Source organism: Pseudomonas haemolytica (assembly GCF_009659625.1).
GTDB classification, from domain to species: domain Bacteria; phylum Pseudomonadota; class Gammaproteobacteria; order Pseudomonadales; family Pseudomonadaceae; genus Aquipseudomonas; species Aquipseudomonas haemolytica.
In genome coordinates this window covers 95,975-121,017 of record NZ_VOIW01000002.1, presented here as the reverse complement: position 1 = coordinate 121,017, position 25,043 = coordinate 95,975, and the positions used below count along the sequence as shown (strand labels likewise).

The window sequence follows — 25,043 nt, the reverse complement described above, 5'->3', positions numbered from 1 at the left end:
GAGAGTAATCATGTTTAAGCACGAAATGGCGGACAAAAAAATATATAGCGATGAAATTTGCCGGTCTGGAGGTGGACTACACGTTGATGATATTGACTGTCTGAATTTTGAACCTTATGAAGTGGATGGGCGCAAGGGCGTTTCAATATTTCATCTCTATGATGCGCGGGATAATGCGCAAGGGCCAGTTGCCGCATTGGTTCGTTACGCCGGTGGAGCTCTAACACCGAGGCATAGGCATCAGGGATGGGAGTTAGTGCTGGTGGTCGATGGTGAACTTGTCGATGACAGAGGGCGACATACTGTAGGTGCGCTGCAAATTTACCCGCCTGGCTCTACTCACCAACTTTCTTCTGTTACAGGTTGTACGTTTCTAGTCGTTTGGGAGCAGCCAGTTCAGCCCTCCCCAACTCAGGGCTCGGAGGCCGCAGCATGAAAATTATCAACGAACAGCAAGCTGCAGAGTTGATTGAGGATGGATGGACAATTATTCCGGGAGGGTTTGGTAGTTGCGGGCATCCTGATGGACTTACTCGAGCAATCAGTGATCGTTTCAAGCGGGAGGGGCGGCCTCGTAAGCTGGGTCTGCTCTTTGCCTCTGCTTCTGGAGACCTTGACGAAAGGGGTGTCGACGTTTTGGCTCAGAGTGGGCTGGTGGCCAAGGCAATTGGAGGGTTCTGGGGGCTTATACCTCGATTGGGAAACATGGCGCTTCAAGGAGAGATAGAAGCGCATAACTGGCCGCAGGGGGTTGTCAGCCAGCTGTTCCGTGCGATCGCGGCGAAGAAGCCCGGTGTGATCTCGAAGGTTGGTCTCAATACTTTTGTTGATCCTGATCACGAGGGTGCACGCTTGAATCAGCGGGAGGGAGGCGCTCTCGTTCAGAAGATCGTTATTAATGGAGAGTTGACGCTCTTTTACCCTGCACTTAATGTCAATTGTGCGTTATTAAGAGGGACGTTTTGTGACCCTTTAGGCAATATTTCGATGGAGCGGGAGGTGTCATATAGTGACGCGCTTGCGCAGGCAATGGCAGTTAAGAACTGCGGTGGAATAGTGATTGTTCAGGTTGAAAGCTTAGTAGGGTTACATGAGATTGAACCGCAGGATGTAAAAATCCCCGGGCTATTGGTCGATTATGTGACGGTGTCGCGTCCTGATGAGCATCCTCAAACTTATGGTGTGATACATAATTCAGCGTTTACACGTCCGGGAGTGCTTACTCGTGGCGTAAGTGCGATTTCATGCGCTGAGAGAATTATTGCGAAAAGAGCTTTGCAGGAAATACGACACGAAAATGCTCGGATTATCAATCTGGGTATTGGTATACCGGTAGTCGTTGCTCAGGTGGCTGAAGAGTTGGGCTGTGCGGAGTCGGTGACCTTTACTATTGAGTCCGGCGTTATAGGTGGTAGGCCAGCAGCTGGATTGTCATTTGGTGCCAGCTGTCGTCCAGTCAGTATTATTGAGCAGGCAGCTTTGTTCGATTTTTACGAAGGCGGTGGAATTGACGTAGCGTGTTTAGGCTTTGCCGAAATGGACAGTTTTGGCAATGTCAATGTTTCGCAGTTCGGTCGTAAGTTGCAAGGCGCTGGGGGGTTCATAAATATCTCTCAGTCGGCTAGATGTATTGTCTTTTGTGGTACTTTTACAGCGGTGGGGTCGATCGTAGATGTAAGTGAAGGGAAAGTCCGCATAGTTCGGGAAGGTCATGTAAATAAATTTGTTCGTCACGTCTCACATTTGACTTTTAATGGCAGCTATTCTCAGGTCTTGGGTCAAAGAGTTATATTTGTCACGGAGCGAGCTGTTTTTGCATTAAGAGATGGAGTGGTCTATTTGGATGAGGTCGCTCCAGGTATAAGTATTGAACAGGATATTATGCCGTTCATAGAGGGTGGGTTTGTGGTGTCTGGTAGTTGCAGGCCTATGTCGGATGAAATGTTTTTGTTTTAGGTGTGCGGGTTTAAAATTCGTGATTAATAATATGTCGAATGCCGAAAAAATCGGCGGGAGGTTATTATGTCTGGCAACGTAATTACGGTAGTCGGTGGTGGGGCCTCTAGTGTCTCTTTTATATACGCGGTCTTAAATGGCTTGGGGAGACATGGTTGTCATTCGGATGTGTCGATATTCTTGATAGATAAGCAATATCAATGTGGTAGAGGACTTGCCTATTCTGACGACTGCAGCACAAATATTTTAAATACGCGAGCGGAATTCATTTCGCCTTTCCCTGACCAGTCTGGACATTTTTATAGTTGGTTATTGGCTAATCGTGAGATTTGGGAGGACGACTTCCCAGGTATTGAACTGTGCCCGCAGGCCTTTTTGCCTCGCCCCTTGTTTGGATTATATCTTGCGCACATGATTCAGTTTCTCGTCAAAAAAGCTGTAGAGCTCGGTTGTCAATTAATTCCGGTGCATGACGAGGTCCTAAACTTGAGTTTCTCGCATGATAGGAGGGTCGTAGTTTCAACAAAGGGGAATCTCTCCTTTCCCAGTGATCATGTAGTGTTGAGTTGTGGTAATGCACGTAGTCTGGAATACCGATACCTTACTGCTGCGGAGGGTTTTTTTTCCAGCCCTTATCCAATCAAGCGTACATGCCGGCTGATTCAAAAGCAGGCGCGTGTTGCAATTGTCGGATCAAGATTGAGTGCTATCGATGCGGTGATTGGGCTTACTGCTAATGGCCATGAAGGACCCATTACGTTGCATTCACGCACGGGAGCCCTGCCAAGTGTGAGAGGGACTCAGGGGCGCTATCAACCGACGATACTGACACCGGAAACTGTTAGATCTTGTATTTCTCGAACTGGCGTAGTACGACTTGAAGATGTGCTTCGTTGGACGACGCAGGAGTTGGCCTTGGAGGGCAAGCCGATTCGCATGGCTGATTGGCCGACAAAATGCTTCCAAAGGCCTGCAGTGGAATTTCTTGAGACGGAAATAGCGGCCGCGCATCACCCGCGGTTTTGGCAATCCGTTCTCTACTCCACAAATGCTGTACTTGATTTGATTTGGCCCGCAATGCCGGACGAGGACAAGAAGATGTTCTTGGGTTACTCTAGTTGGTGGATGGCCTACCGTGTCTCTATTCCGATTGAGAATGCATTAAAAGTTAAGTCACTAATCGAAGCCGGGAAACTATCAATCATCAAAGGTGAGATTGAGGCGATTCAATACGATGGGCGCTTTATCTTGGAAGTGGCTAATCAGTCGGACAAAAGTTGCTACGACTACGATTCCGTTGTGGTGGCTACAGGTACGCCCCGTGATGTAAGTAAGTTTGATAACCCTTTGGTGCAAAATATGCTTCAGCAAGGAATTGGATGTGCGGACCCATTCGGAGGAGTGAGGGTGTCTGCTGAGTCGGGCGGATTGATAAATCATTTGGGGCATGTGGATGACAGAATCACTGTTCTGGGGGAGTTGACAAGCGGCGCGTTCTTTTTTACCAGCGCTTTAGAAATCAACGCTCGCCATTCGGCGAGGCGAGCAGAGTACGTTTTGGCGAGGTTGGCGCTAACTTCCGATAGGTATTTGAACCCCCTTAACGCTCGATTATTGGCATAGGATGACAGAAAATTCTTTTATTAAACATTATTTGTATATTTTCATACGTAAATTTAGCTCGTGCCTAACCGAACAGCTAGTGGCGAGCGACGCGTTGATTTGCCACAATCGGAAGACTAATTTCGGTCGGTGGCATGCTATGAGAGTCAATCTTGATGTTCAGTCGTTGCGAAGCTTTATCAGAGTAGGCGAGACCAAAAGTTTTACGCGCGCGGCCGAAGCGTTAAGCCTGACTCAACCTGCTATTAGTCAACAGATCAAACGGTTAGAGGACCTATTGGGTGTGGAATTGTTTGCAAGGGAAAACCGACAAGTATTATTAACCTTGGAGGGAGAAAAGCTCTTCAGTTATGCCAAGAACATCGTCATTTGTAACGATAAAGTGGGTAGGCTGTTTGAAAGGGTTGAAAAAAGAGAAACGATCATAGTGGGTATGCCTGAGCATTTTTGCGAAAGGGTGCTCCCCAAGATTATTTCCAACATGGCCACTCACTTTCCAGCCATACAAATGGTGGTCAAGGTCGCCAGATCTGGTTTGCTATTGGATGCGGTAAGTGAGGGGAAGATCGACCTATGCCTCGTGATAGATGAACTGAAAAAAATGCATGAGCGTCCTTGGCATACATTATCGGTTAGGTGGTTTGCTGGCGATAACGCGGACATGATCGATAAACCATATGATGTTCCGCTCGCTTTGTTCAAGCCGCCATGTGGGTTTCGCAGTCTGGCGATTCGGAGTCTAGAGGAGTGCGGTATCAAATGGCATTGCGTTTATGAGTCGGAAGACTTGATGTCGCTGCGGTCTGCAGTGCAGGCGGGAGTAGGTATTACGTTGCTGCCTTTTGTCGCACAAGTGTCGGGTTTAAAGAGTCTCGAGGGCATTTCCAGTTTGCCGGTGCTACCTCAATTTGCTGTAGTACCTAAAGAGCGAGCGGGTTGGAGTCCTGTTTACAGGCGTGAGGTGCTTGAGTTGATTCGCTCTGTATGGATTTCAGAGTACGCCAATGCCTCCCTGTGACTAAACTCACTTTCGCTGAAAACAAAAACCCCGGCATATAGCCGGGGCTTCTTTGCATCCCTACAACTTTACTTCAACTTGGCAATCGCCGCATTCAGCGTGCCGCTTGGACGCATGGCCTTGCTGGTCAGCTCTGGGTTCGGCGCGTAGTAGCCGCCGATGTCCACTGGCTTGCCCTGCACGGCGTTGAGCTCGGCAACGATGGTTGCTTCGTTCGCGGCCAGGGTTTTGGCCAGTTCGCCGAACTGCGCTTGCAGTGCAGTGTCTTCGGTCTGGGCGGCCAGGGCCTGGGCCCAGTACAGCGCCAGGTAGAAGTGGCTGCCGCGGTTGTCGATGTTGCCGACTTTGCGCGATGGCGACTTGTTGTTGTCGAGGAACTGGCCGGTGGCCTGGTCCAGGGTCTTGGACAGTACCAGGGCTTTCGGGTTGTTGTACGTCACACCCAGATGTTCAAGGGACGCGGCCAGGGCCAGGAACTCGCCCAGGGAATCCCAACGCAGGAAGTTTTCTTCCAGCAGTTGTTGCACGTGCTTGGGAGCCGAACCGCCGGCGCCGGTTTCGAACAGGCCGCCGCCGTTCATCAGCGGCACGATCGACAGCATCTTGGCGCTGGTGCCCAGTTCCATGATCGGGAACAGGTCGGTCAGGTAGTCGCGCAGTACGTTACCGGTCACCGAGATGGTGTCCAGGCCCTTGCGGGTGCGCTCCAGGGTGAACTTCATGGCGTCGACTGGCGCCATGATGCGGATGTCCAGGCCGTCGGTGTTGTGGTCTTTCAGGTAGGCCTGAACTTTCTCGACCACGACGCCATCGTGGGCGCGCTGTGGGTCCAGCCAGAAGATGGCCGGAGTGTTGCTGGCGCGGGCGCGGTTGACGGCGAGCTTGACCCAGTCCTGGATCGGCGCGTCCTTGGTCTGGCACATGCGGAAGATGTCGCCGGCTTCGACTTTCTGTTCCATCAGCAGGTTGCCCTGGCTGTCGGTGACGCGGACTACGCCGTCAGCCTTGATCTGGAAGGTCTTGTCGTGGGAGCCGTACTCTTCGGCTTTCTTCGCCATCAGGCCAACGTTTGGCACGCTGCCCATGGTGGTTGGGTCGAAGGCGCCATTGGCCTTGCAGTCTTCGATGACCGCCTGGTAGATGGTGGCGTAGCAGCGATCCGGGATCACGGCCTTGGTGTCGTGCAATTGGCCGTCGGTGCCCCACATCTTGCCGGAGTCACGGATCATGGCGGGCATCGAGGCGTCGACGATCACGTCGCTCGGCACGTGCAGGTTGGTGATGCCTTTGTCGGAGTTGACCATCGCCAAGGCTGGGCGAGCGGCGTACACCGCCTGGATGTCAGCTTCGATCTGCGCTTGCTGGTCGGCCGGCAGGGCCTTGATGCGGGCGTACAGATCGCCGATGCCGTTGTTCAGGTTGAAGCCGATCTGTTCCAGCACGGTAGCGTGCTTGGCCAGGGCGTCTTTGTAGAACTCGGCAACGATCTGGCCGAACATGATCGGGTCGGAGACCTTCATCATGGTGGCTTTGAGGTGAACCGACAGCAGCACGCCTTGTTTCTTGGCGTCTTCGATTTCAGCGGCGATGAAGCTGCGCAGGGCTTTCTTGCTCAGCACACCAGTGTCGATGATCTCGCCGGCCTGGACGCTGGTCTTTTCCTTCAGGACGGTGGTGGTGCCGTCCTGCGCAACCAGTGCAATTTTGACAGCGTCAGCGGCTTCGATCTGTACGGCTTTTTCGCTGCCGTAGAAGTCGCCATTGTTCATATGGGCAATGTGCGACTTGGAGTCGGCAGCCCAGGCGCCCATCTTGTGCGGGTGCTTGCGTGCGTAGTTCTTGACCGACAGCGGTGCGCGGCGGTCGGAGTTGCCTTCGCGCAGTACCGGGTTCACGGCGCTGCCCTTGACCTTGTCGTAACGTGCACGGGTTTCTTTTTCCGCGTCGGTGGTTACGGTTTCCGGGTAGTCCGGCAGGGCATAGCCCTGGGCCTGCAGTTCCTTGATCGCGGCTTGCAGCTGCGGGGTCGAGGCACTGATGTTAGGCAGCTTGATGATGTTGGCTTCAGGGGTAACGGCCAGGTCGCCCAGTTCGGCGAGGTGGTCCGCAACAGCCTTGGTGCCCAGTTGCTCGGGGAAGCTTGCGAGGATGCGCCCGGCGAGGGAAATGTCGCGGGTTTCCACGGCAATATCAGCGGAAGCGGTGAAGGCCTCTACGATAGGCAGCAGTGAATAGGTGGCGAGGGCTGGGGCTTCGTCGGTGAAGGTGTAGATGATCTTCGAGCGGGTGGGCATATTCGGATTAACTCTCTTCTTTGCTGAAAGCGTGCGCAGAAACTCGAGATGCGCCGGGTAGAGCGCGTTCGTTCAAAGTCATCCATGAGCGAAATGTCGATGTTTCTTCGCGGTGATGTTGGGTTGCATCAGTCGAGCGTCAAGCGGGTGGGCTATTGTAATAGTCCGGCTTTCTGGCGAAAGGCTACGTTCTAGAGCGGTCCGCCGTCGTGACTCTTTGGTCAGCGGCGGCATTATACATAGGTCGCTATGCTTACGCCGAGCCTTCATATAAAAGGAGGCTCGTCCATTGGTCTAAAGGTCGCAGGTGCGACGCTTGCGCGCAGGGCTGCGGGGTGTGCTCAAGATTGGCGCTTTTCCCTTTGCTTTCAGGCTTGTAGGCAACTAAATGTGCTGTTTTCGATGCAAATGAGTATGGCGCGAGGTTTCAGTCGCCATGTATCTGGAGTAGGCTCGGACGCAGCCAGATGTTCAATCCATAGATGGAGTTCAGCATGGGATACAAGAAGATTCAGGTTCCGGCAGTCGGCGACAAAATCACCGTCAATGCAGACCATTCTCTCAATGTTCCTGACCAACCGATCATCCCCTACATCGAAGGTGACGGTATCGGCGTCGACATCAGCCCGGTAATGATCAAGGTGGTCGACGCAGCTGTTGAAAAGGCTTACGGCGGCAAGCGCAAGATCTCGTGGATGGAGGTTTACGCCGGCGAAAAGGCTACCCAGGTCTACGACCAGGATACCTGGCTGCCCCAGGAAACCCTGGATGCGGTCAAAGATTACGTGGTCTCCATCAAGGGCCCGCTGACCACGCCGGTCGGGGGCGGTATTCGCTCGCTGAACGTGGCCCTGCGTCAGCAACTCGACCTGTATGTGTGCCTGCGCCCGGTGCGCTGGTTCGAAGGTGTGCCTAGCCCGGTCAAGAAACCTGGCGACGTGGACATGACCATCTTCCGTGAGAACTCCGAGGATATTTACGCCGGCATCGAGTGGAAGGCGGGTTCCCCGGAAGCGATCAAGGTGATCAAGTTCCTCAAGGAGGAAATGGGTGTCACCAAGATTCGTTTCGACCAGGATTGCGGGATTGGCGTCAAGCCGGTCTCGAAAGAGGGCACCAAGCGCCTGGCACGTAAAGCCCTGCAATATGTGGTGGATAACGACCGCGATTCGCTGACCATCGTGCACAAAGGCAACATCATGAAGTTCACCGAAGGTGCCTTCAAGGAATGGGCCTACGAAGTGGCGGCTGAAGAGTTTGGTGCGACCCTGCTCGATGGCGGCCCGTGGATGCAGTTCAAGAACCCCAAGACCGGCAAGAATGTGGTGGTCAAGGATGCCATCGCTGACGCCATGCTTCAGCAGATCTTGCTGCGTCCGGCTGAGTATGACGTGATCGCAACGCTTAACCTGAACGGCGATTACCTGTCTGACGCCTTGGCGGCAGAGGTAGGCGGTATCGGTATTGCGCCGGGGGCGAACCTGTCGGACACCGTGGCGATGTTCGAGGCTACCCACGGTACTGCGCCCAAATATGCGGGCAAAGACCAGGTAAACCCGGGCTCGTTGATCCTGTCGGCGGAGATGATGCTGCGCCACATGGGCTGGACCGAGGCGGCTGACTTGATCATCAAGGGCACCAACGGCGCGATTTCGGCCAAGACCGTGACCTATGACTTCGAGCGCCTGATGGATGGCGCTACGCTGGTGTCGTCGTCGGGCTTTGGTGATGCATTGATCAAGCATATGTAAGCAGGCAGAAAAAACCGGCTGCTCTGATGGCTCAGGGTAGCCGGCTTGGCTTTCAAGGCTTTGCTCGGTGGCTGATCAGGCCGTTTGCTTTTTTGGTTTTTGAGCTGGCGCTGCTGTTTTCCTAGCGTCTTCAGTGACGACGGGCGCACTGATATCTACGGCATGCTTGCCCTTGGGGCCTTGAATAATTTCAAAGCTGACAGCCTGACCCGCTTTCAGAGTCTTGTAGCCATCCATCTTGATTGCTGAGTAATGCGCAAAAAGGTCTTCAGTCTTGCCGTCTTCATTAATGAAGCCGAAGCCCTTGGCGTTGTTGAACCACTTGACCTTACCACTAGCCATTCCCATATCCCTCTGCACCAGACTCCATCACTGGAGTATCATCCTGTCTATCCGTCCTAACCCGAATAAATAAGGTTGACTGCGCGGACCTTTTTTACCCACTGTGGGTTCTATTGGTTGTAACACCGATTCGCCGATAGTCAAGGCGACCAGTCGGTCAGAGTTGAAATTCTGACAGGTCGCCCCCACCACTGTATTTGAACCACTGACGAACCTTCTTTCCATGCATGCAAACAGCCAGATTCGACTAACATTCAATCAGGATCGCCCGGATCAGGAACATGACGACGACGGTTCTGCAGGCATTGCTGTTCAGGAGGCCAAGCCTGCTTTACAGGCGCCGCCGATGTACAAGGTGGTTTTGTTCAATGATGACTACACACCGATGGATTTCGTCGTCGAAGTGCTCGAGGTGTTTTTTAACCTGAACCGCGAGTTGGCGACCAAGGTAATGCTGGCCGTTCACACAGAAGGACGGGCAGTATGTGGAGTGTTTACCCGCGACATCGCCGAGACAAAGGCCATGCAGGTCAACCAGTACGCCAGGGAAAGCCAGCATCCGCTACTCTGTGAAATCGAGAAGGACGGTTAACGCCGACCACTTGGGTATGAGGTGAAGCTATGTTAAACCGCGAGCTCGAAGTCACCCTCAATCTTGCCTTCAAGGAGGCTCGCTCGAAACGTCATGAATTCATGACTGTCGAGCACCTGCTGCTGGCACTTTTGGATAACGAAGCTGCCGCCACCGTTCTGCGCGCGTGCGGCGCCAACCTCGACAAACTCAAGCATGACCTGCAGGAGTTTATCGACTCCACCACGCCACTGATCCCCGTGCATGACGAGGACCGCGAAACCCAGCCAACCCTGGGCTTCCAGCGGGTATTGCAGCGTGCTGTTTTCCACGTACAGAGCTCCGGTAAGCGTGAGGTCACGGGCGCCAATGTGCTTGTGGCGATTTTCAGCGAACAGGAAAGCCAGGCAGTGTTCCTGCTCAAGCAGCAGAGCGTTGCCCGTATTGATGTGGTCAATTACATCGCCCACGGTATCTCCAAAGTGCCTGGGCACGGCGATCATTCCGAGGGTGAGCAGGATATGCAGGATGACGAGGGCGGTGAGTCTTCTTCTTCGGGCAATCCACTGGATGCCTATGCCAGCAATCTCAATGAGTTGGCGCGCCAGGGGCGGATCGATCCGCTGGTGGGGCGTGAACTCGAGGTTGAGCGTGTAGCGCAGATCCTCGCTCGTCGTCGCAAGAACAACCCGTTGCTGGTGGGTGAAGCGGGCGTGGGTAAAACCGCAATCGCCGAAGGCCTGGCCAAGCGTATCGTCGACAATCAGGTGCCAGACTTGCTGGCCAACAGCGTCGTCTACTCCCTTGACCTGGGCGCCTTGCTCGCCGGGACCAAGTACCGTGGCGATTTCGAGAAGCGCTTCAAGGCGTTGCTCGGCGAGCTGAAAAAACGTCCGCAGGCGATCCTGTTTATCGACGAAATCCACACTATCATCGGTGCCGGTGCGGCATCCGGTGGCGTGATGGACGCCTCCAACCTGCTCAAGCCGTTGCTGTCGTCGGGTGATATCCGCTGCATCGGTTCGACCACGTTCCAGGAATTCCGCGGGATCTTCGAGAAAGACCGTGCCCTGGCGCGTCGTTTCCAGAAAGTCGACGTGTCCGAGCCTTCGGTTGAAGACACGATTGGCATCCTGCGCGGGCTCAAGGGGCGCTTTGAAGCGCACCATGGCATCGAATACACCGATGAGGCCCTGCGTGCTGCTGCTGAGCTGGCGTCGCGCTACATCAACGACCGGCATATGCCGGACAAGGCCATCGATGTGATCGACGAAGCGGGCGCCTACCAGCGCCTGCAACCGGTCGAGAAGCGTGTGAAGCGCATCGACGTGCCGCAGGTCGAGGACATCGTGGCGAAGATCGCGCGAATTCCGCCCAAGCACGTCAACAGTTCCGATAAGGAGCTGCTGCGTAACCTGGAGCGCGACCTCAAGCTCACGGTGTTCGGCCAGGATGCGGCCATCGATGCGCTGTCCACCGCGATCAAGCTTTCGCGTGCGGGCCTCAAGTCGCCGGACAAACCTGTCGGTTCGTTCCTGTTCGCAGGTCCGACCGGCGTCGGCAAGACCGAGGCGGCGCGGCAGTTGGCCAAGGCCATGGGTATCGAACTGGTGCGTTTCGACATGTCCGAATACATGGAGCGTCACACTGTGTCGCGCCTGATCGGTGCGCCTCCGGGCTATGTCGGCTTTGACCAGGGCGGTCTGTTGACCGAGGCGATCACCAAGCAGCCGCATTGCGTATTGCTGCTCGATGAAATCGAGAAGGCTCACCCGGAAGTCTTCAACCTGCTGTTGCAGGTGATGGATCACGGGACCCTCACCGACAACAATGGGCGCAAGGCGGACTTCCGCAACGTGATCGTGATCATGACCACCAACGCCGGTGCCGAAACGGCTGCGCGGGCGTCGATTGGCTTCACGCATCAGGATCATTCTTCTGATGCCATGGAAGTCATCAAGAAGAGCTTCACGCCAGAGTTCCGCAACCGCCTGGATACCATTATTCAGTTTGGTCGCCTCAGCCATGAGGTCATCAAAAGCGTGGTGGACAAGTTCCTCACCGAGCTTCAAGCGCAGTTGGAAGACAAGCGCGTGCAGCTGGACGTGACGGAGGCGGCCCGCAGTTGGATTGCGGAGGGCGGCTACGATGCGGCAATGGGCGCTCGCCCAATGGCGCGTCTGATCCAGGACAAGATCAAGCGGCCACTGGCCGAAGAGATCCTGTTCGGCGAGCTCTCCGACCATGGTGGTGTGGTGCATATCGACCTGAAGGACGGCGAGCTGACCTTCGAGTTCGAAACCACGGCTGAAATGGCCTGATCGCTGTGCAGCAACAAGAAAAGGCGCCGAAAGGCGCCTTTTTGCTGACTTGAAACCTAATCGCCAAAACAATGCAGATCAAATGTGGGAGGGGGCTTGCTCCCGATGGCGGTGGTTCAGCAACAGATTAGTTGCTTGGCCCACTGCTATCGGGAGCAAGCCCCCTCCCACAGGGATTTGTGTTGCTGGGGCAAATGCCACACACACAAAAACGCCCGGCATAACCGGGCGTTTTGTATTGACTTGCTTAGCGAGCGCGGTAAGTGATGCGCCCTTTGCTCAAGTCATAGGGCGTCAGCTCGACGCGCACTTTGTCGCCGGTAAGAATACGAATGTAGTTCTTGCGCATCTTGCCGGAGATATGCGCGGTTACGACGTGCCCATTTTCCAACTCCACACGAAACATGGTGTTGGGCAGGGTGTCGACGACAGTGCCTTCCATTTCGAAGCTGTCTTCTTTCGACATGCAGTAAAGCCCTCGGTATCCAGTGAATGGCCCGGTGCAACTGCGCCAGGCAAAAGCGGCGTGCATTGTGCCCGAAAAAGGGTGTTTAAGCCAAGGGGTTCTAGTTAAGCGTGACCCATCTTTGATTAATCAGTAGCTCAATGGGCCGATATTGGGTCTTGTAGTTCATCTTTTTGCAGTTCTTGATCCAGTATCCGAGGTACACCGCCTCCAGTTCCTGGCGCAATGCTTCGCCTATTTGCCAAAGGATGGCAAAGCGTCCGAGGCTGCGGCGCTCCTCGGCCGGTTCATAGAAGGTGTACACCGCCGACAGGCCGTTGGGCAGCAGGTCGGTCACGGCTACGGCCAGCAGGCGGCCGTCGAGGCGGAACTCGTAGAAGCGCGAGAAGGGCAGGTCGCGTACCAGGAAGGTGGAAAACTGATCGCGGCTGGGCGGGAACATGTCGCCATCTGCGTGACGCTGTTCGATATAGCGTTGGTAAAGATCGAAATATTCTTCACTGTACTGCGGCTTGGTGGCGGTTACCGTCAGGTCGGCATTGCGCTTGAGAATGCGTTTCTGGTTGCGGTCCGGCAAGAATTGCGCGACCGGGATGCGCGCCGGTACGCAGGCGTTGCAATTCTGGCAGTGGGGGCGGTACAGGTGGTCGCCGCTGCGACGAAAGCCCATCTCGGACAGGTCGGCGTACACGTGCACATCCATCGGCTGGCTGGGGTCGAGGAACAGCGTGGTGGCCTGCTCGTCGGGCAGATAGCTGCAAGAGTGGGCTTGAGTGGCATAAAACTTCAAGCGCGCCAGCTCGGTCATGATCAACCCTCGGGGTAAGCTTTGAAATAAGTGTATGCCAGGTAGGCGAAAGTCGCCTAGGAAACCCACGGTCCAGAGCTGGGCTGGTCCAAATGTTTGCGCAGGAAGTCGGCGAAGTCATTGCGCGGTATGGCGCGGGCACCCAGGCTATGCAGGTGATCATTGGGCATCTGGCAGTCGATCAGCACAAATCCCCAGGCTTGCAGCTGCCGGGTCAATGTGGCGAAGCCGAATTTCGAGGCGTTGTCGGCGCGGCTGAACATGGATTCGCCAAAAAACAACTGACCCATTGCCAGGCCATACAGGCCGCCCACCAGTTCGCCCTGGTCCCACACCTCGACGGAATGGGCATAGCCACGCTGGTGCAGCTCCAGGTAGGCATTCTGGATACCTTCGGTGATCCAGGTGCCATCCGCATAGGCGCGGGGCGCAGCACAGGCTTGGATGACGGCGGCGAAATCCTGGTCGAAGGTCACGGTATAACGCTGTTGGCGCAATAATTTGCCGAGGCTGCGGGAAACGTGCAGCTCGTTGGGGAAGATTACCGTGCGCGGGTCAGGTGACCACCAGAGGATAGGCTGGCCTTCGGAGAACCACGGAAAGCAGCCATGGCGATAGGCCTGGATCAGTCGTTCGGCCGACAGGTCGCCACCGGCGGCGAGCAGGCCATTGGGTTCGCGCATGGCCTTGGCCAATGGCGGGAAAGTCAGGGTGTCGCGTTGTAACCAGGTCAGCATGGCATCCAGGCTTATGGAAGGGGAGGGGAGTGGCAGGTAAGGCGCCTGCCCCGGGAGCCTTGATTATTGTCGACCCGGCGCCAGGGGGCCAGCCCGAATAGCTTGTCAGGCAGGATTAGCATGAGCGGGTGTTTCTGCAACTCTACGCATAAGGCGCGGTCGTAATCGGGTCTGGCGCATGCCGGCCATCCGCCAAGCTTGCCTGGATTGCTAAATACAGCCCATAAGCCTTTGTCAGCAAAGACAATGCATGCTCAAATTGAACAGGCTGTGACACGTCAATTGTCTAGGCTACCGAGTGAAGGGCAAGTGTGTGGCATCGCGCACGCAAACCCGTACAATGCGGCCATTATGGCGTTATCGCCATTTCACCTATCCATCACCCGGTGTTAAAAGTAGATTCAGCAACATTTGTTCATTTTTCAGCTGCTCGGGATAGAGCAGTAGTGTGTAGTCATTCAACAGATGGACGCGCTAAAGGCGCAGGAAAAGACCCGTTTTGAAGAAATCCGCCGCAGCACCTAAAGCAGCAGTCGTACCGGCCTGGCGCCAGCACCTGCATTACCGACTCAAGGAAGGCGCACTGATTGCCATCGGTGCCCTGTGCCTGTTCCTGATGATGGCCTTGCTCACTTATGGCAAGGACGATCCGGGCTGGAGCCATAACAGCAAGATTGATGATGTGCAGAATTTCGGTGGCCCCGTGGGCTCCTACAGTGCCGATATCCTGTTCATGATCCTGGGTTACTTCGCCTATATCTTCCCGCTGCTACTCGCGATCAAGACCTGGCAGATCTTCCGCCAGCGTCATGAACCGTGGCAGTGGAGTGGCTGGCTGTTCTCCTGGCGCCTGATCGGCCTGGTGTTTCTGGTGCTGTCCGGTGCGGCGCTGGCGCATATTCACTTCCATGCGCCTACCGGCCTGCCGGCGGGCGCGGGTGGGGCGCTGGGTGAAAGTCTCGGCGACCTGGCACGCAGAACCCTGAATATCCAGGGCAGCACCCTGATGTTTATCGCGCTGTTCCTGTTTGGCCTCACGGTATTCACCGACCTGTCATGGTTCAAGGTGATGGACGTGACCGGCAAGATCACCCTCGACCTGTTCGAATTGTTCCAGGGCGCCGCCAACCGCTGGTGGGCTGCTCGTGTCGAGCGCAAGCAAATGGTTGCGCAGCTTCGCGAGGTGGACACTCGCGTCAATGAAGTGGTGGCCCCAAGCACCCCGGACCGGCGCGAGCAGGCCAAGGTCAAAGAGCGCTTGATCGAGCGCGAGCAAGCTCTGAGCAAGCACATGTCGGACCGCGAGAAGCAGGTACCGCCGGTGATCGCTCCGGCACCGCCCAAGGCCCCCGAACCCAGCCATCGCGTACAGAAAGAGAAGCAGGCTCCGCTGTTCATCGACAGCGCCGTCGAAGGCACCTTGCCGCCGATCTCGATTCTCGACCCAGCGGAAAAGAAACAACTCAATTATTCCCCGGAATCCCTGGCGGCTGTCGGCCATCTGCTGGAAATCAAGCTCAAGGAATTTGGCGTCGAAGTATCGGTGGACTCTATCCACCCCGGCCCGGTGATTACCCGTTACGAAATCCAGCCGGCCGCTGGTGTGAAAGTCAGCCGCATTTCCAACCTGGCCAAAGACTTGGCGCGCTCCCTGGCCGTGACCAGCGTGCGTGTGGTGGAAGTGATCCCGGGCAAGACCACCGTGGGTATCGAGATTCCCAACGAAGACCGCCAGATCGTGCGCTTCTCCGAAGTGCTGTCGACCCCGGAATACGACAATTTCAAATCGCCGGTCACCCTGGCCCTCGGCCATGACATCGGCGGCAAGCCGGTGATCACCGACCTGGCGAAAATGCCGCACCTGCTGGTGGCCGGTACCACCGGTTCGGGTAAGTCGGTGGGTGTGAACGCGATGATCCTGTCGATCCTGTTCAAGTCCGGCCCGGATGACGCCAAGCTGATCATGATCGACCCGAAAATGCTCGAACTGTCGATCTACGAAGGCATTCCGCACCTGCTGTGCCCGGTGGTTACCGACATGAAGGACGCCGCCAACGCCCTGCGCTGGAGCGTTGCCGAGATGGAGCGTCGCTACAAGCTGATGGCGAAGATGGGGGTACGTAACCTGTCGGGCTTCAACGCCAAGGTCAAGGAAGCCCAGGATGCCGGCACACCGCTGACCGACCCGCTGTACAAGCGCGAAAGCATTCATGATGAAGCGCCATTGCTGACCAAGCTGCCGACCATCGTGGTGGTGGTCGACGAATTTGCCGACATGATGATGATCGTCGGCAAGAAGGTTGAGGAGCTGATCGCCCGTATCGCCCAGAAGGCCCGTGCTGCGGGGATTCACTTGATTCTTGCGACCCAGCGTCCGTCGGTAGACGTAATCACGGGTCTGATCAAGGCCAACATCCCGACGCGCATGGCGTTCCAGGTCTCCAGCAAGATCGACTCGCGCACCATCATCGACCAGGGTGGCGCCGAGCAACTGTTGGGCCATGGCGACATGCTCTACATGCCGCCCGGCACCAGCCTGCCGATCCGCGTTCACGGTGCCTTCGTTTCCGATGACGAAGTACACCGCGTGGTCGAAGCCTGGAAACTGCGCGGCGCGCCGGAATACAACGATGACATCCTCGCCGGCGTCGAAGAAGCCGGCAGCGGCTTCGACGGTGGCAGCGGCGGTGGCGACGATGATGCTGAAACCGACGCGCTGTACGATGAAGCCGTGGCCTTCGTGCTGGAAAGCCGTCGCGCCTCGATCTCTGCGGTGCAGCGCAAGCTGAAAATCGGCTACAACCGCGCCGCCCGCATGATCGAAGCCATGGAAAATGCCGGCGTTGTGACTGCCATGAACACCAACGGCTCGCGTGAAGTGATCGCCCCCGGGCAGATGCGCGACTGACTCCGAGCCGCGTGGCAACACGCGGCACGCCCTGACTACTCAATGAGGACTCCCATGCGCTTTATCCGCATGCTGTTGTTGCCGGCACTGGCCCTGACCGCCGTTTCGGCCCACGCTGACCCGGCTTCCGTCGCCAGCCTGAAGAACCTGCTGGACAAATCCCAGACCCTGACCGCGCGCTTCTCCCAGCTGACCCTGGATGCCGGTGGCACCCAGTTGCAGGAAACCGCCGGTGAAATGGCCGTGCAGCGCCCAGGGCTGTTCTACTGGCATACCGAAGGCAAGGCTGAGCAGACCATCGTTTCCGACGGCCAGAAAGTCACCCTGTGGGACCCGGACCTGGAACAGGCGACCATCAAAAAGCTGGATCCGCGCCTGAACCAGACTCCAGCGCTGCTGCTGTCGGGCGATGTGTCGAAAATCAACGACAGCTTCGAGATCACCTCCCAGCAGACCAGCAACGTGATCGAGTTCACCCTCAAGCCAAAATCCAAGGACACGCTGTTTGACACCCTGTCCCTGTCGTTTGGCAACGGCGTGATCAACAACATGCGCCTGGTCGACAGCGTCGGCCAGCGCACCGATATCCTGTTCTCCGGGGTCAAGGCCAACCAGCCGGTGCCTGCATCCAAGTTCAAGTTCGACATCCCCAAGGGTGCCGACGTGATCCAGGAATAATCTAGAGGTTTCAAACGCTGCCCATGGACCTGTTTCGAAGTGACCCGATTGCCCAGCCCCTGGCCGCACGCTTGCGTTCGACCAACCTGGATGAGTACGTCGGTCAGGAGCACCTGCTCGCTCGTGGCAAGCCTCTGCGCGAAGCCCTGGAGCAGGGTGCGCTGCACTCGATGATTTTCTGGGGCCCGCCGGGTGTGGGCAAGACCACTCTGGCGCGGTTGCTGGCGAAAGTCTCGGATGCACACTTTGAAACGGTCTCGGCGGTGCTGGCCGGGGTCAAGGAGATCCGCCAGGCGGTAGAAGTCGCCAAGCAGCAGGCCGGGCAATACGGCAAGCGCACCATCCTGTTCGTCGACGAAGTGCACCGCTTCAACAAGTCGCAGCAGGATGCGTTCCTGCCTTATGTCGAAGACGGCACGCTGATTTTTATCGGCGCTACCACCGAAAACCCTTCGTTTGAATTGAACAACGCGTTGCTGTCACGGGCGCGGGTCTATGTGCTCAAGAGCCTGGACGAAGCCGCGATGCAAAAGCTGCTGCACCGCGCCTTGAGCGAAGACAAGGGCCTGGGTAAGCGCCAGTTGAGCCTCAGCGATGAAGGCTTCAAGATTTTGCTCACGGCCGCTGATGGTGATGGTCGGCGCTTTCTCAACCTGCTGGAAAACGCTTCTGACTTGGCTGAGGACGGCGGCGAGATTGGCGTCGAGTTGCTGCAAAGCCTGCTCGGCGATACGCGCCGGCGTTTCGACAAGGGCGGCGAAGCCTTCTACGACCAGATTTCCGCGCTGCACAAGTCTGTGCGCGGGTCCAACCCCGATGGTGCGCTGTACTGGTTTGCGCGCATGATCGACGGCGGTTGCGACCCGCTGTACCTGGCACGTCGCGTAGTGCGCATGGCCAGCGAAGACATCGGCAATGCCGACCCGCGTGCCCTGAGCCTGTGCCTGGCCGCCTGGGAGGTGCAGGAGCGCCTTGGCAGTCCGGAAGGCGAGTTGGCAGTGGCCCAGGCCATTACTTACCTGGCCTGCGCGCCGAAAAGCAACGCGGTGTACATGGGCTTCAAGTCGGCCCTGCGTGCGGCGGCCGAACATGGCTCCCTCGAAGTGCCGATGCATTTGCGCAATGCGCCGACCAAACTGATGAAGCAACTGGGCTACGGCGATGAATACCGTTACGCCCACGATGAGCCGGATGCCTATGCGGCCGGTGAAGACTATTTTCCCGATGAGCTTGAGCCGCTGCCGCTCTATCAGCCGGTGCCCCGTGGCCTGGAGCTGAAAATCGGCGAAAAGCTCAATCACCTCGCGCAGCTCGATCGCCTCAGCCCCAGACAGCGGAGAAAGTAGTGCTCAAGACGATTCTTGCCGTGTCCGTTGCGGGCATCGCTGGTACATTATTGCGTTTCGCCACCAGCACCTGGGTCAGCGCCAATTGGCCGAAGCATTTTTATGCGGCGACCCTGGCGGTCAACCTGGTGGGCTGCTTGATCATCGGGCTGTTGTACGGCTGGTTCCTGTTGCGCCCGGAAGTACCGATTGAAATTCGCGCCGGCTTGATTGTCGGCTTTGTAGGCGGTCTGACGACCTTTTCATCCTTTTCACTGGATACGCTGCGCCTGCTGGAAAGCGGGCAGGCCCTGGTGGCCTTCGGGTACTTGGGCATCAGCGTATTCGGCGGGCTGCTCGCCACCTGGGCTGGCCTGTCCTTGACCAAACTTTGATAAACGAGAGACCGACATGCTCGATTCCAAACTGTTACGTAGCAACCTTCAGGACGTAGCGGACCGCCTCGCATCCCGTGGCTTTGCCTTGGATGTTGCGCGCATCGAAGCGCTGGAAGAACAGCGCAAGACCGTCCAGACCCGCACCGAAGCACTGCAGGCTGAGCGTAATGCGCGTTCCAAATCCATCGGCCAGGCCAAGCAGCGCGGCGAAGACATTGCGCCGTTGATGGCGGATGTCGAGCGTATGGGCACTGAGTTGTCCGACGGCAAGATCGAGCTGGAAGGCATTCAGACCGAGTTGGACTCGATCCTGCTGGGCATTCCGAACCTGCCCCACGAATCCGTGCCGGTGGGTGAAGACGAAGACGGCAACGTTGAAGTGCGCCGTTGGGGCACGCCGAAAACCTTCGATTTCGACATCAAGGACCACGTGGCCCTGGGCGAATTGACCGGTGGCCTGGATTTTGAGACCGCCGCAAAAATGTCCGGCGCACGCTTTGCCTTGCTACGCGGCCCGATTGCCCGCATGCACCGAGCACTGGCGCAGTTCATGATCAACCTGCACACCGGCGAACACGGTTACGAAGAGGCCTACACCCCGTACCTGGTTCAGGCGCCGGCGCTGATGGGCACCAGCCAACTGCCAAAATTCGAAGAAGATCTGTTCAAGATCAGCCGCGACGGCGAAGCCGACCTGTACCTGATCCCGACTGCCGAAGTGTCGCTGACCAATATCGTCGCCGGTGAAATCCTCGACGCCAAGCAATTGCCGCTGAAGCTGGTGGCCCACAGCCCATGCTTCCGCAGCGAAGCGGGCGCGTCGGGTCGCGACACCCGTGGCATGATCCGCCAGCACCAGTTCGACAAGGTCGAGATGGTGCAGGTGGTAGAACCGTCGACCTCCATGGAAGCCCTGGAAGGCCTGACCGCCAACGCCGAACGTGTGCTGCAACTGCTGGAGCTGCCGTACCGCGTCCTGGCGCTGTGCACTGGCGACATGGGCTTCAGCGCCGTGAAGACCTACGACCTCGAAGTGTGGGTGCCGAGCCAGGACAAGTACCGCGAGATTTCGTCGTGCTCCAACTGCGGTGATTTCCAGGCACGTCGCATGCAGGCGCGGTTCCGCAACCCGGAAACCGGCAAGCCGGAGCTGGTGCACACCCTTAACGGTTCGGGCCTGGCCGTAGGCCGTACCCTGGTGGCCGTGCTGGAAAACTACCAGCAGGCTGACGGTTCGATCCGCGTACCTGAGGTGCTCAAGCCGTACATGGCGGGCGTTGAGGTCATCGGCTAAATGGAATTTCTGCCGCTGTTTCATAACCTGCGCGGCAGTCGTGTGTTGGTCGTCGGTGGCGGGGAGATTGCCTTGCGCAAATCCCGGCTGCTGGCCGACGCCGGTGCGTTGCTGCGGGTGGTTGCTCCCCAGATCGAAGACCAGTTGCGTGAGTTGGTCCTGGGCAGTGGCGGGGAACTGATTTTGCGCGGTTATCAGGAGGCCGACCTTGACGGTTGCACCCTGATCATCGCAGCGACCGACGATGAACCGCTGAACGCGCAAGTGTCCAGTGATGCCAAGCGTCGTTGTGTACCGGTCAATGTGGTCGACGCGCCCGCCTTGTGCAGCGTGATCTTCCCGGCGATTGTCGACCGTTCGCCCTTGGTGATTGCGGTGTCCAGTGGCGGCGATGCGCCGGTACTGGCGCGCTTGATCCGTGCCAAGCTGGAAACCTGGATTCCCTCCACATACGGCCAGTTGGCCGGGTTGGCGGCGCGTTTTCGTGCCCAGGTCAAAGGTTTATACCCGGATGTGCAGCAGCGCCGCGCGTTCTGGGAAGAGGTGTTCCAGGGCCCGATTGCCGACCGCCAGTTGGCCGGGCAGGGCGACGAGGCTGAGCGCCTGTTGATCGAAAAGGTCAACGGTGCACCACCGAACGCGCCGGGCGAAGTTTACCTGGTGGGCGCTGGGCCGGGCGATCCGGACCTGTTGACCTTCCGTGCCCTGCGTTTGATGCAGCAAGCCGATGTGGTGTTATACGACCGCTTGGTGGCGCCGGCGATTCTCGAGCTGTGCCGTCGTGATGCCGAGCGCGTGTATGTCGGCAAGCGTCGCGCTGACCACGCCGTGCCGCAAGCCCAGATCAACCAGCAACTGGTGGACCTGGCCAAGCAAGGCAAGCGCGTGCTGCGGCTCAAGGGTGGCGATCCGTTCATCTTTGGCCGGGGTGGCGAAGAGATCGAGGAACTGGCGGCCCATGGCATCCCGTTCCAGGTGGTGCCTGGGATTACCGCTGCCAGTGGGTGCGCGGCCTATGCCGGGATTCCCCTGACTCATCGCGACTATGCGCAGTCGGTGCGTTTTATCACTGGGCATTTGAAGAATGGGACGTCGGACCTGCCCTGGCACGACCTGGTGGGGCCCTCGCAGACCCTGGTGTTCTACATGGGCTTGATTGGCTTGCCGATCATCTGTGAACAGTTGATCAAGCATGGTCGCTCGCCGGACACGCCAGCGGCGCTGATCCAACAGGGCACCACGTCGAACCAGCGGGTGTTTACCGGCACGCTGGCCGACTTGCCGCGCATGGTGGCGGAGCATGAAGTGCATGCGCCGACATTGGTCATCGTGGGTGAGGTGGTGGTGCTGCGCGAAAAACTGAAGTGGTTTGAAGGCGCACAATCCCAGGTGTGAACCTTAAAAGCATCGGGAGCAAGCCCCCTCCCACATTTTGACTGTATTCACAAATCGAAATGTGGGAGGGGGCTTGCTCCCGATGAGGCCATTAAATACAACCCATCTCTTGAATTACTTCCAGACCCCCTTACCCCTCAACCGCTGACGATCGTGCTCTGCATCAAACCGCTGCAACGGCCCCTTCGGCACAATCCCCGTCGGATTGATTGTGCGGTGGCTGGCATAGTAATGCCCCTTGATGTGCGCGAAATCCACCGTCTCGGCCACCCCCGGCCACTGGTACATCTCCCTCAACCAATTCGACAGGTTCGGATAATCCGCAATCCTGCGCAGGTTGCATTTGAAGTGGCTGTAATACACCGCATCAAAGCGAATCAGCGTGGTGAACAGCCGCACATCGGCTTCGGTCAGGTATTCGCCGGCTAAATAGCGATGCGAACCCAAGTGCTGTTCCAAATGATCCAGCTCGGCAAACACATCATCAAAGGCACTTTCATAAGCCTGTTGCGAAGTGGCGAAGCCTGCGCGGTACACCCCGTTGTTCACGGCGGGGTAAATTCGTTCGTTCAACGCGTCGATGGTCGCGCGCAGCGGCTCGGGGTAGAAGTCCAGGGTGTTGCCGGTCAATTCGTTGAACGCGCTGTTGAACATGCGGATGATCTCCGCCGATTCATTGCTGACGATACGTTTGAGCTTTTTGTCCCACAGCACCGGTACGGTGACGCGCCCGGTGTAATCAGCGGTATCGGCGGTGTAGCGTTGGTGCATGAAGTCGAAACCGTCGAGTTTGTCGCCGCTGGAGCCGTGGGCCTTGTCGAAGGTCCAGCCGTTTTCCAGCATCAACCAACTGACTACCGAGACGTCGATCAAGCTTTCCAGGCCTTTGAGCTTGCGCAGGATCAAGGTGCGGTGCGCCCAGGGGCAGGCGAGAGAGACATAGAGGTGATAGCGACCGGCCTCGGCCTGGAAGCCGCCTTCGCCGCTGGGGCCAGGCTGGCCATCGGCAGTCACCCAGTGGCGGCGTTGTGCCTGTTCCCGTTGGAAAGCGCCGTCTGCGCTACTTTCGTACCACTGGTCTTTCCAATGTCCTTCGATCAGTAAACCCATGACTGGCTCCTTGGCTGATAAGCGTTGGAGCCCAGTCTAAAGGCATGAGTTCGAACTAAAAGCGCAAAGACCGGGCGCGAATGATCGATTAAATCGATTTATCCCGCGCATCCCAGTATTGCTGGGCCAATTCGAATGCCTGTTGCCGTGAGTGGCCGAGGCCGCGCAAAGCCAGGGCCATGGTGGCGATCAGGGCCAGCTGCGGGTAGCTGTCCTCGACGTCGCCGCGCCATAGCGCCTTGAGGTGCTCAGGCTCAAGCACCGCTGGCTTGACGTGACGCTGGGCGGAGAGGGCGGGCCACTCTTCGTCCCAGCTCTGGCCGCCCGTAGTGCCATATAAGTGGCTGAGGGTATCGGGGTTGATCTCGATCTCGCCGCCGTCGCCCTTGACCACAATCACATTGTCACCGAGCAGCCCGCTGGCATCGCGATGCACGCCCTGGTAACCCGGATGGAAAATGCTTTGCAGGCCGCAGCGCGCATTCAGCGGGTTGAGCAGCCGCGCCAGGGAGTGGATAGGCGAGCGCAGGCCGAGGGTGTTGCGCAGGTCGATCATGCGTTGCAGTTGTGGAGCCCAGTCGCCCAGTGGGATAAACGCCAGGTTGCCGTGCTCGAAGGTGGATTGCACCTGCTGCCAATTGCGGCACAACGGGATCTGTAAAGTGTCCAGCAGTTGCTCGGTGTACAACCGGCCGGCGGTGTGGGCGCCGCCGCCGTGCATCAGGATGCGCACGCCGTTTTGTGCCAGGCATTTGGCCGCCAGCAGGAACCACGGCAGGTGGCGTTTCTTGCCAGCGTAGGTCGGCCAGTCGATATCCACGTTCAACGTCGGTGCGTTCAGGCGTTCGCGTACCGCTTCGGTGAAACCGGCAAGTTCTTCCGGGCTTTCTTCCTTGTGGCGCAGCAGCATCAGGAACGCGCCGAGCTGGGTGTCCTCGACCTTTTCGTCGAGCAGCATGCCCATGGCTTCCCGGGCTTCCTCGCGGGTGAGGTTGCGCGCGCCGCGCTTGCCTTTGCCGAGGATGCGCACGAACTGCGCAAAGGGATGCTCTTCAGGCGTTGCGAGGGTCAGTGGGGCAAAGTCGGTCATAAGCAATTCGTCGGCCTGGGCAGGCCCGCCAGCTTGGCGGCGAGTTTGGCGGGAGTGCCGTTGAACAGTTTATTGAGGTGCAGGCTGTTGCCCTTTTCCGGACCCAGCTTCAGGGCGGTGTACTTGATCAGTGGGCGCGTGGCAGGAGACAGCTGGAATTCGGCGTAGAACTGGCGAAGCAATGTGAGGATTTCCCAGTGATCCGGGGTCAGTTCCAGGGCTTCAGCGGCGGCCAGGGCATCTGCCACTTCGTTGGACCAATCATTCAGGTCGACGAGGTAGCCGTCCTTGTCCAGCTCCAGGGCGCGAGCGCCTACGGTCAGGGTGTTCATAGCCAGGTGTTGACCTTGTCATAGTCGATCGACAGTTGCACGAAACCCGGGTAGTCCACGCTGTCGGCCCAGTCGGGCAGGGGCAAATTGCGCGCCTGCATGTCTTCGGCCAGCACAAACACCTTTACGCCTTTGGTTTGCAGGGTAGGGCTGTGCAAGCCGTAGGCACCATCGCCGCACAGCAGGATCGCGTCGTTGCTGCCACACAGGCGCAGGCAGCTGTCGAGGCGGCTATCGGTAAACGGGGAGTGGGACAGCACATGTAAAGTCGACATCAGAGGGTTATCACCTGGTCGTAGCGGTCAATCAGCCTGGAAATTTCTTCATTACCCAGAGACTCGGCGATGCTGGGCACAGTGAGCCCGCGCTCCGCCAGGCTATGGCTGCAAGCGAACACATCCTCGATGCCAAACAGCCCCAAGGCCTGCAGGTTGGCACCGAGGTCCTTTTGCTGCACGGCCTTGGCGTCCTGGTGCGGTGCCAGTTGGAACACGCCGTCGTCGAGGAACAGCAGGCCAATGGGCAGATCAAACGCGCCACCGGCCAGTACGATATCCAGCGCTTCCCGCGCACTCGGCCCGGACCATGGGGCCTGGCGGCTGATTACCAATAAGGATTGGGACATG

Annotated in this window: 23 protein-coding genes; 13 read left to right on the top strand and 10 right to left on the bottom strand. The window is 57.5% G+C overall.

Features of this window, described 5'->3' with window-relative positions; all coding sequences use genetic code 11:
- Positions 1-10: 10 nt before the first annotated feature.
- The 4 genes from FRT59_RS06780 (at position 11) to FRT59_RS06765 (ending at position 4,597) form a co-directional block, all read left to right on the top strand.
- Entirely contained in the window at positions 11-436 is a 426-nt protein-coding gene (locus tag FRT59_RS06780) for a cupin domain-containing protein (protein ID WP_167524258.1), read from the top strand.
- Positions 433-1,956, top strand: coding sequence for an acyl CoA:acetate/3-ketoacid CoA transferase (locus FRT59_RS06775; protein WP_153870758.1), 1,524 nt, complete (start codon positions 433-435; stop codon positions 1,954-1,956). The genes FRT59_RS06780 and FRT59_RS06775 overlap by 4 nt, the downstream gene beginning before the upstream one ends.
- Positions 1,957-2,022: 66 nt before the next feature.
- On the top strand, positions 2,023-3,579 hold the full coding sequence (locus FRT59_RS06770) for an FAD/NAD(P)-binding protein (protein WP_153870757.1): 1,557 nt from the start codon (positions 2,023-2,025) through the stop codon (positions 3,577-3,579).
- Between the two features lie 139 nt (positions 3,580-3,718).
- Positions 3,719-4,597 (top strand): LysR family transcriptional regulator, encoded by an 879-nt coding sequence (locus FRT59_RS06765; RefSeq protein ID WP_167524257.1) that lies wholly within the window; start codon positions 3,719-3,721, stop codon positions 4,595-4,597.
- A gap of 68 nt (positions 4,598-4,665) precedes the next feature.
- Here the strand turns inward: FRT59_RS06765 and FRT59_RS06760 are convergent, their stop codons facing one another.
- Positions 4,666-6,891: an NADP-dependent isocitrate dehydrogenase gene (locus tag FRT59_RS06760; RefSeq protein ID WP_153870755.1), complete on the bottom strand. Its 2,226-nt coding sequence runs from the start codon at positions 6,889-6,891 to the stop codon at positions 4,666-4,668.
- Between the two features lie 494 nt (positions 6,892-7,385).
- On the opposite strand from FRT59_RS06760, the gene icd reads away from it, so the two are divergent.
- A complete protein-coding gene (gene icd, locus FRT59_RS06755; RefSeq protein WP_034120241.1) occupies positions 7,386-8,642 on the top strand; it encodes an NADP-dependent isocitrate dehydrogenase in 1,257 nt (418 codons plus the stop codon).
- Positions 8,643-8,717: 75 nt separating this feature from the next.
- On the opposite strand, the gene cspD is transcribed toward icd, so the two are convergent.
- A complete protein-coding gene (gene cspD / locus FRT59_RS06750; RefSeq protein WP_153870754.1) occupies positions 8,718-8,990 on the bottom strand; it encodes a cold shock domain-containing protein CspD in 273 nt (90 codons plus the stop codon).
- Between the two features lie 217 nt (positions 8,991-9,207).
- On the opposite strand from cspD, the gene clpS reads away from it, so the two are divergent.
- Both clpS and clpA read left to right on the top strand, forming a co-directional pair.
- Entirely contained in the window at positions 9,208-9,576 is a 369-nt protein-coding gene (clpS, locus tag FRT59_RS06745; RefSeq protein ID WP_005789091.1) for an ATP-dependent Clp protease adapter ClpS, read from the top strand.
- 29 nt (positions 9,577-9,605) lie between these two features.
- The gene (gene clpA / locus FRT59_RS06740) at positions 9,606-11,876 is read left to right on the top strand and encodes an ATP-dependent Clp protease ATP-binding subunit ClpA (protein WP_034120239.1); all 2,271 of its coding nucleotides are present in this window, start codon (positions 9,606-9,608) and stop codon (positions 11,874-11,876) included.
- A gap of 247 nt (positions 11,877-12,123) precedes the next feature.
- Here the strand turns inward: clpA and infA are convergent, their stop codons facing one another.
- From infA to aat, 3 genes are all read right to left on the bottom strand, one after another.
- Positions 12,124-12,342 carry a translation initiation factor IF-1 gene (gene infA, locus FRT59_RS06735; protein WP_002553999.1) on the bottom strand — a complete coding sequence of 73 codons (219 nt, stop codon included), beginning with the start codon at positions 12,340-12,342 and terminating at the stop codon, positions 12,124-12,126.
- A gap of 100 nt (positions 12,343-12,442) precedes the next feature.
- On the bottom strand, positions 12,443-13,150 hold the full coding sequence (locus tag FRT59_RS06730; RefSeq protein WP_034120238.1) for an arginyltransferase: 708 nt from the start codon (positions 13,148-13,150) through the stop codon (positions 12,443-12,445).
- A 56-nt stretch (positions 13,151-13,206) separates the two neighbouring features.
- Complete coding sequence (gene aat, locus FRT59_RS06725; RefSeq protein WP_034120237.1) at positions 13,207-13,887, bottom strand: leucyl/phenylalanyl-tRNA--protein transferase; 681 nt, start codon at positions 13,885-13,887, stop codon at positions 13,207-13,209.
- A 499-nt stretch (positions 13,888-14,386) separates the two neighbouring features.
- Here aat and ftsK point away from each other — a divergent pair, with 499 nt between their 5' ends.
- The 6 genes from ftsK to cysG are packed head-to-tail and all read left to right on the top strand — an operon-like array spanning position 14,387 to position 21,885.
- A complete protein-coding gene (ftsK, locus tag FRT59_RS06720) occupies positions 14,387-16,795 on the top strand; it encodes a DNA translocase FtsK (RefSeq protein ID WP_153839306.1) in 2,409 nt (802 codons plus the stop codon).
- Between the two features lie 54 nt (positions 16,796-16,849).
- Positions 16,850-17,473, top strand: a complete 624-nt coding sequence (gene lolA / locus FRT59_RS06715; protein WP_153870753.1) for an outer membrane lipoprotein periplasmic chaperone LolA — start codon at positions 16,850-16,852, stop codon at positions 17,471-17,473.
- 23 nt (positions 17,474-17,496) lie between these two features.
- Positions 17,497-18,819 carry a replication-associated recombination protein A gene (locus FRT59_RS06710; protein WP_034120233.1) on the top strand — a complete coding sequence of 441 codons (1,323 nt, stop codon included), beginning with the start codon at positions 17,497-17,499 and terminating at the stop codon, positions 18,817-18,819.
- Positions 18,819-19,193 carry a fluoride efflux transporter CrcB gene (gene crcB, locus FRT59_RS06705; protein ID WP_034120232.1) on the top strand — a complete coding sequence of 125 codons (375 nt, stop codon included), beginning with the start codon at positions 18,819-18,821 and terminating at the stop codon, positions 19,191-19,193. Before FRT59_RS06710 ends, crcB begins: the two co-directional genes overlap by 1 nt.
- Before the next feature lie 16 nt (positions 19,194-19,209).
- Positions 19,210-20,490 carry a serine--tRNA ligase gene (serS, locus tag FRT59_RS06700; protein WP_034120230.1) on the top strand — a complete coding sequence of 427 codons (1,281 nt, stop codon included), beginning with the start codon at positions 19,210-19,212 and terminating at the stop codon, positions 20,488-20,490.
- The gene (gene cysG / locus FRT59_RS06695; RefSeq protein WP_153870752.1) at positions 20,491-21,885 is read left to right on the top strand and encodes a siroheme synthase CysG; all 1,395 of its coding nucleotides are present in this window, start codon (positions 20,491-20,493) and stop codon (positions 21,883-21,885) included.
- Positions 21,886-21,999: 114 nt separating this feature from the next.
- On the opposite strand, the gene FRT59_RS06690 is transcribed toward cysG, so the two are convergent.
- The 5 genes from FRT59_RS06690 to tusC form a co-directional block, all read right to left on the bottom strand.
- On the bottom strand, positions 22,000-22,995 hold the full coding sequence (locus FRT59_RS06690) for a glutathione S-transferase family protein (protein ID WP_153870751.1): 996 nt from the start codon (positions 22,993-22,995) through the stop codon (positions 22,000-22,002).
- 88 nt (positions 22,996-23,083) lie between these two features.
- Positions 23,084-24,085, bottom strand: a complete 1,002-nt coding sequence (locus FRT59_RS06685; protein ID WP_034120225.1) for a glycosyl transferase family protein — start codon at positions 24,083-24,085, stop codon at positions 23,084-23,086.
- Positions 24,082-24,417, bottom strand: coding sequence for a TusE/DsrC/DsvC family sulfur relay protein (locus tag FRT59_RS06680; RefSeq protein ID WP_034120224.1), 336 nt, complete (start codon positions 24,415-24,417; stop codon positions 24,082-24,084). The genes FRT59_RS06685 and FRT59_RS06680 overlap by 4 nt, the downstream gene beginning before the upstream one ends.
- A complete protein-coding gene (tusB, locus tag FRT59_RS06675) occupies positions 24,414-24,692 on the bottom strand; it encodes a sulfurtransferase complex subunit TusB (RefSeq protein ID WP_034120223.1) in 279 nt (92 codons plus the stop codon). Before tusB ends, FRT59_RS06680 begins: the two co-directional genes overlap by 4 nt.
- Positions 24,692-25,042 (bottom strand): sulfurtransferase complex subunit TusC, encoded by a 351-nt coding sequence (tusC, locus tag FRT59_RS06670; RefSeq protein WP_153870750.1) that lies wholly within the window; start codon positions 25,040-25,042, stop codon positions 24,692-24,694. The genes tusB and tusC overlap by 1 nt, the downstream gene beginning before the upstream one ends.
- Position 25,043 lies beyond the last annotated feature (1 nt).

Coding starts and splice junctions, on each gene's coding strand:
- FRT59_RS06730 (WP_034120238.1), bottom strand. CDS start 13,150: ATGACCGAGCTGGCGCGCTTGAAGTTTTATGCCACTCAAGCCCACTCT.
- cysG (WP_153870752.1), top strand. CDS start 20,491: ATGGAATTTCTGCCGCTGTTTCATAACCTGCGCGGCAGTCGTGTGTTG.
- tusB (WP_034120223.1), bottom strand. CDS start 24,692: ATGTCGACTTTACATGTGCTGTCCCACTCCCCGTTTACCGATAGCCGC.
- FRT59_RS06685 (WP_034120225.1), bottom strand. CDS start 24,085: ATGACCGACTTTGCCCCACTGACCCTCGCAACGCCTGAAGAGCATCCC.
- FRT59_RS06760 (WP_153870755.1), bottom strand. CDS start 6,891: ATGCCCACCCGCTCGAAGATCATCTACACCTTCACCGACGAAGCCCCA.
- FRT59_RS06690 (WP_153870751.1), bottom strand. CDS start 22,995: ATGGGTTTACTGATCGAAGGACATTGGAAAGACCAGTGGTACGAAAGT.
- FRT59_RS06765 (WP_167524257.1), top strand. CDS start 3,719: ATGAGAGTCAATCTTGATGTTCAGTCGTTGCGAAGCTTTATCAGAGTA.
- FRT59_RS06710 (WP_034120233.1), top strand. CDS start 17,497: ATGGACCTGTTTCGAAGTGACCCGATTGCCCAGCCCCTGGCCGCACGC.
- serS (WP_034120230.1), top strand. CDS start 19,210: ATGCTCGATTCCAAACTGTTACGTAGCAACCTTCAGGACGTAGCGGAC.
- FRT59_RS06775 (WP_153870758.1), top strand. CDS start 433: ATGAAAATTATCAACGAACAGCAAGCTGCAGAGTTGATTGAGGATGGA.
- FRT59_RS06780 (WP_167524258.1), top strand. CDS start 11: ATGTTTAAGCACGAAATGGCGGACAAAAAAATATATAGCGATGAAATT.
- icd (WP_034120241.1), top strand. CDS start 7,386: ATGGGATACAAGAAGATTCAGGTTCCGGCAGTCGGCGACAAAATCACC.
- clpA (WP_034120239.1), top strand. CDS start 9,606: ATGTTAAACCGCGAGCTCGAAGTCACCCTCAATCTTGCCTTCAAGGAG.
- FRT59_RS06680 (WP_034120224.1), bottom strand. CDS start 24,417: ATGAACACCCTGACCGTAGGCGCTCGCGCCCTGGAGCTGGACAAGGAC.
- clpS (WP_005789091.1), top strand. CDS start 9,208: ATGCATGCAAACAGCCAGATTCGACTAACATTCAATCAGGATCGCCCG.
- cspD (WP_153870754.1), bottom strand. CDS start 8,990: ATGGGAATGGCTAGTGGTAAGGTCAAGTGGTTCAACAACGCCAAGGGC.
- infA (WP_002553999.1), bottom strand. CDS start 12,342: ATGTCGAAAGAAGACAGCTTCGAAATGGAAGGCACTGTCGTCGACACC.
- FRT59_RS06770 (WP_153870757.1), top strand. CDS start 2,023: ATGTCTGGCAACGTAATTACGGTAGTCGGTGGTGGGGCCTCTAGTGTC.
- lolA (WP_153870753.1), top strand. CDS start 16,850: ATGCGCTTTATCCGCATGCTGTTGTTGCCGGCACTGGCCCTGACCGCC.
- aat (WP_034120237.1), bottom strand. CDS start 13,887: ATGCTGACCTGGTTACAACGCGACACCCTGACTTTCCCGCCATTGGCC.
- tusC (WP_153870750.1), bottom strand. CDS start 25,042: ATGTCCCAATCCTTATTGGTAATCAGCCGCCAGGCCCCATGGTCCGGG.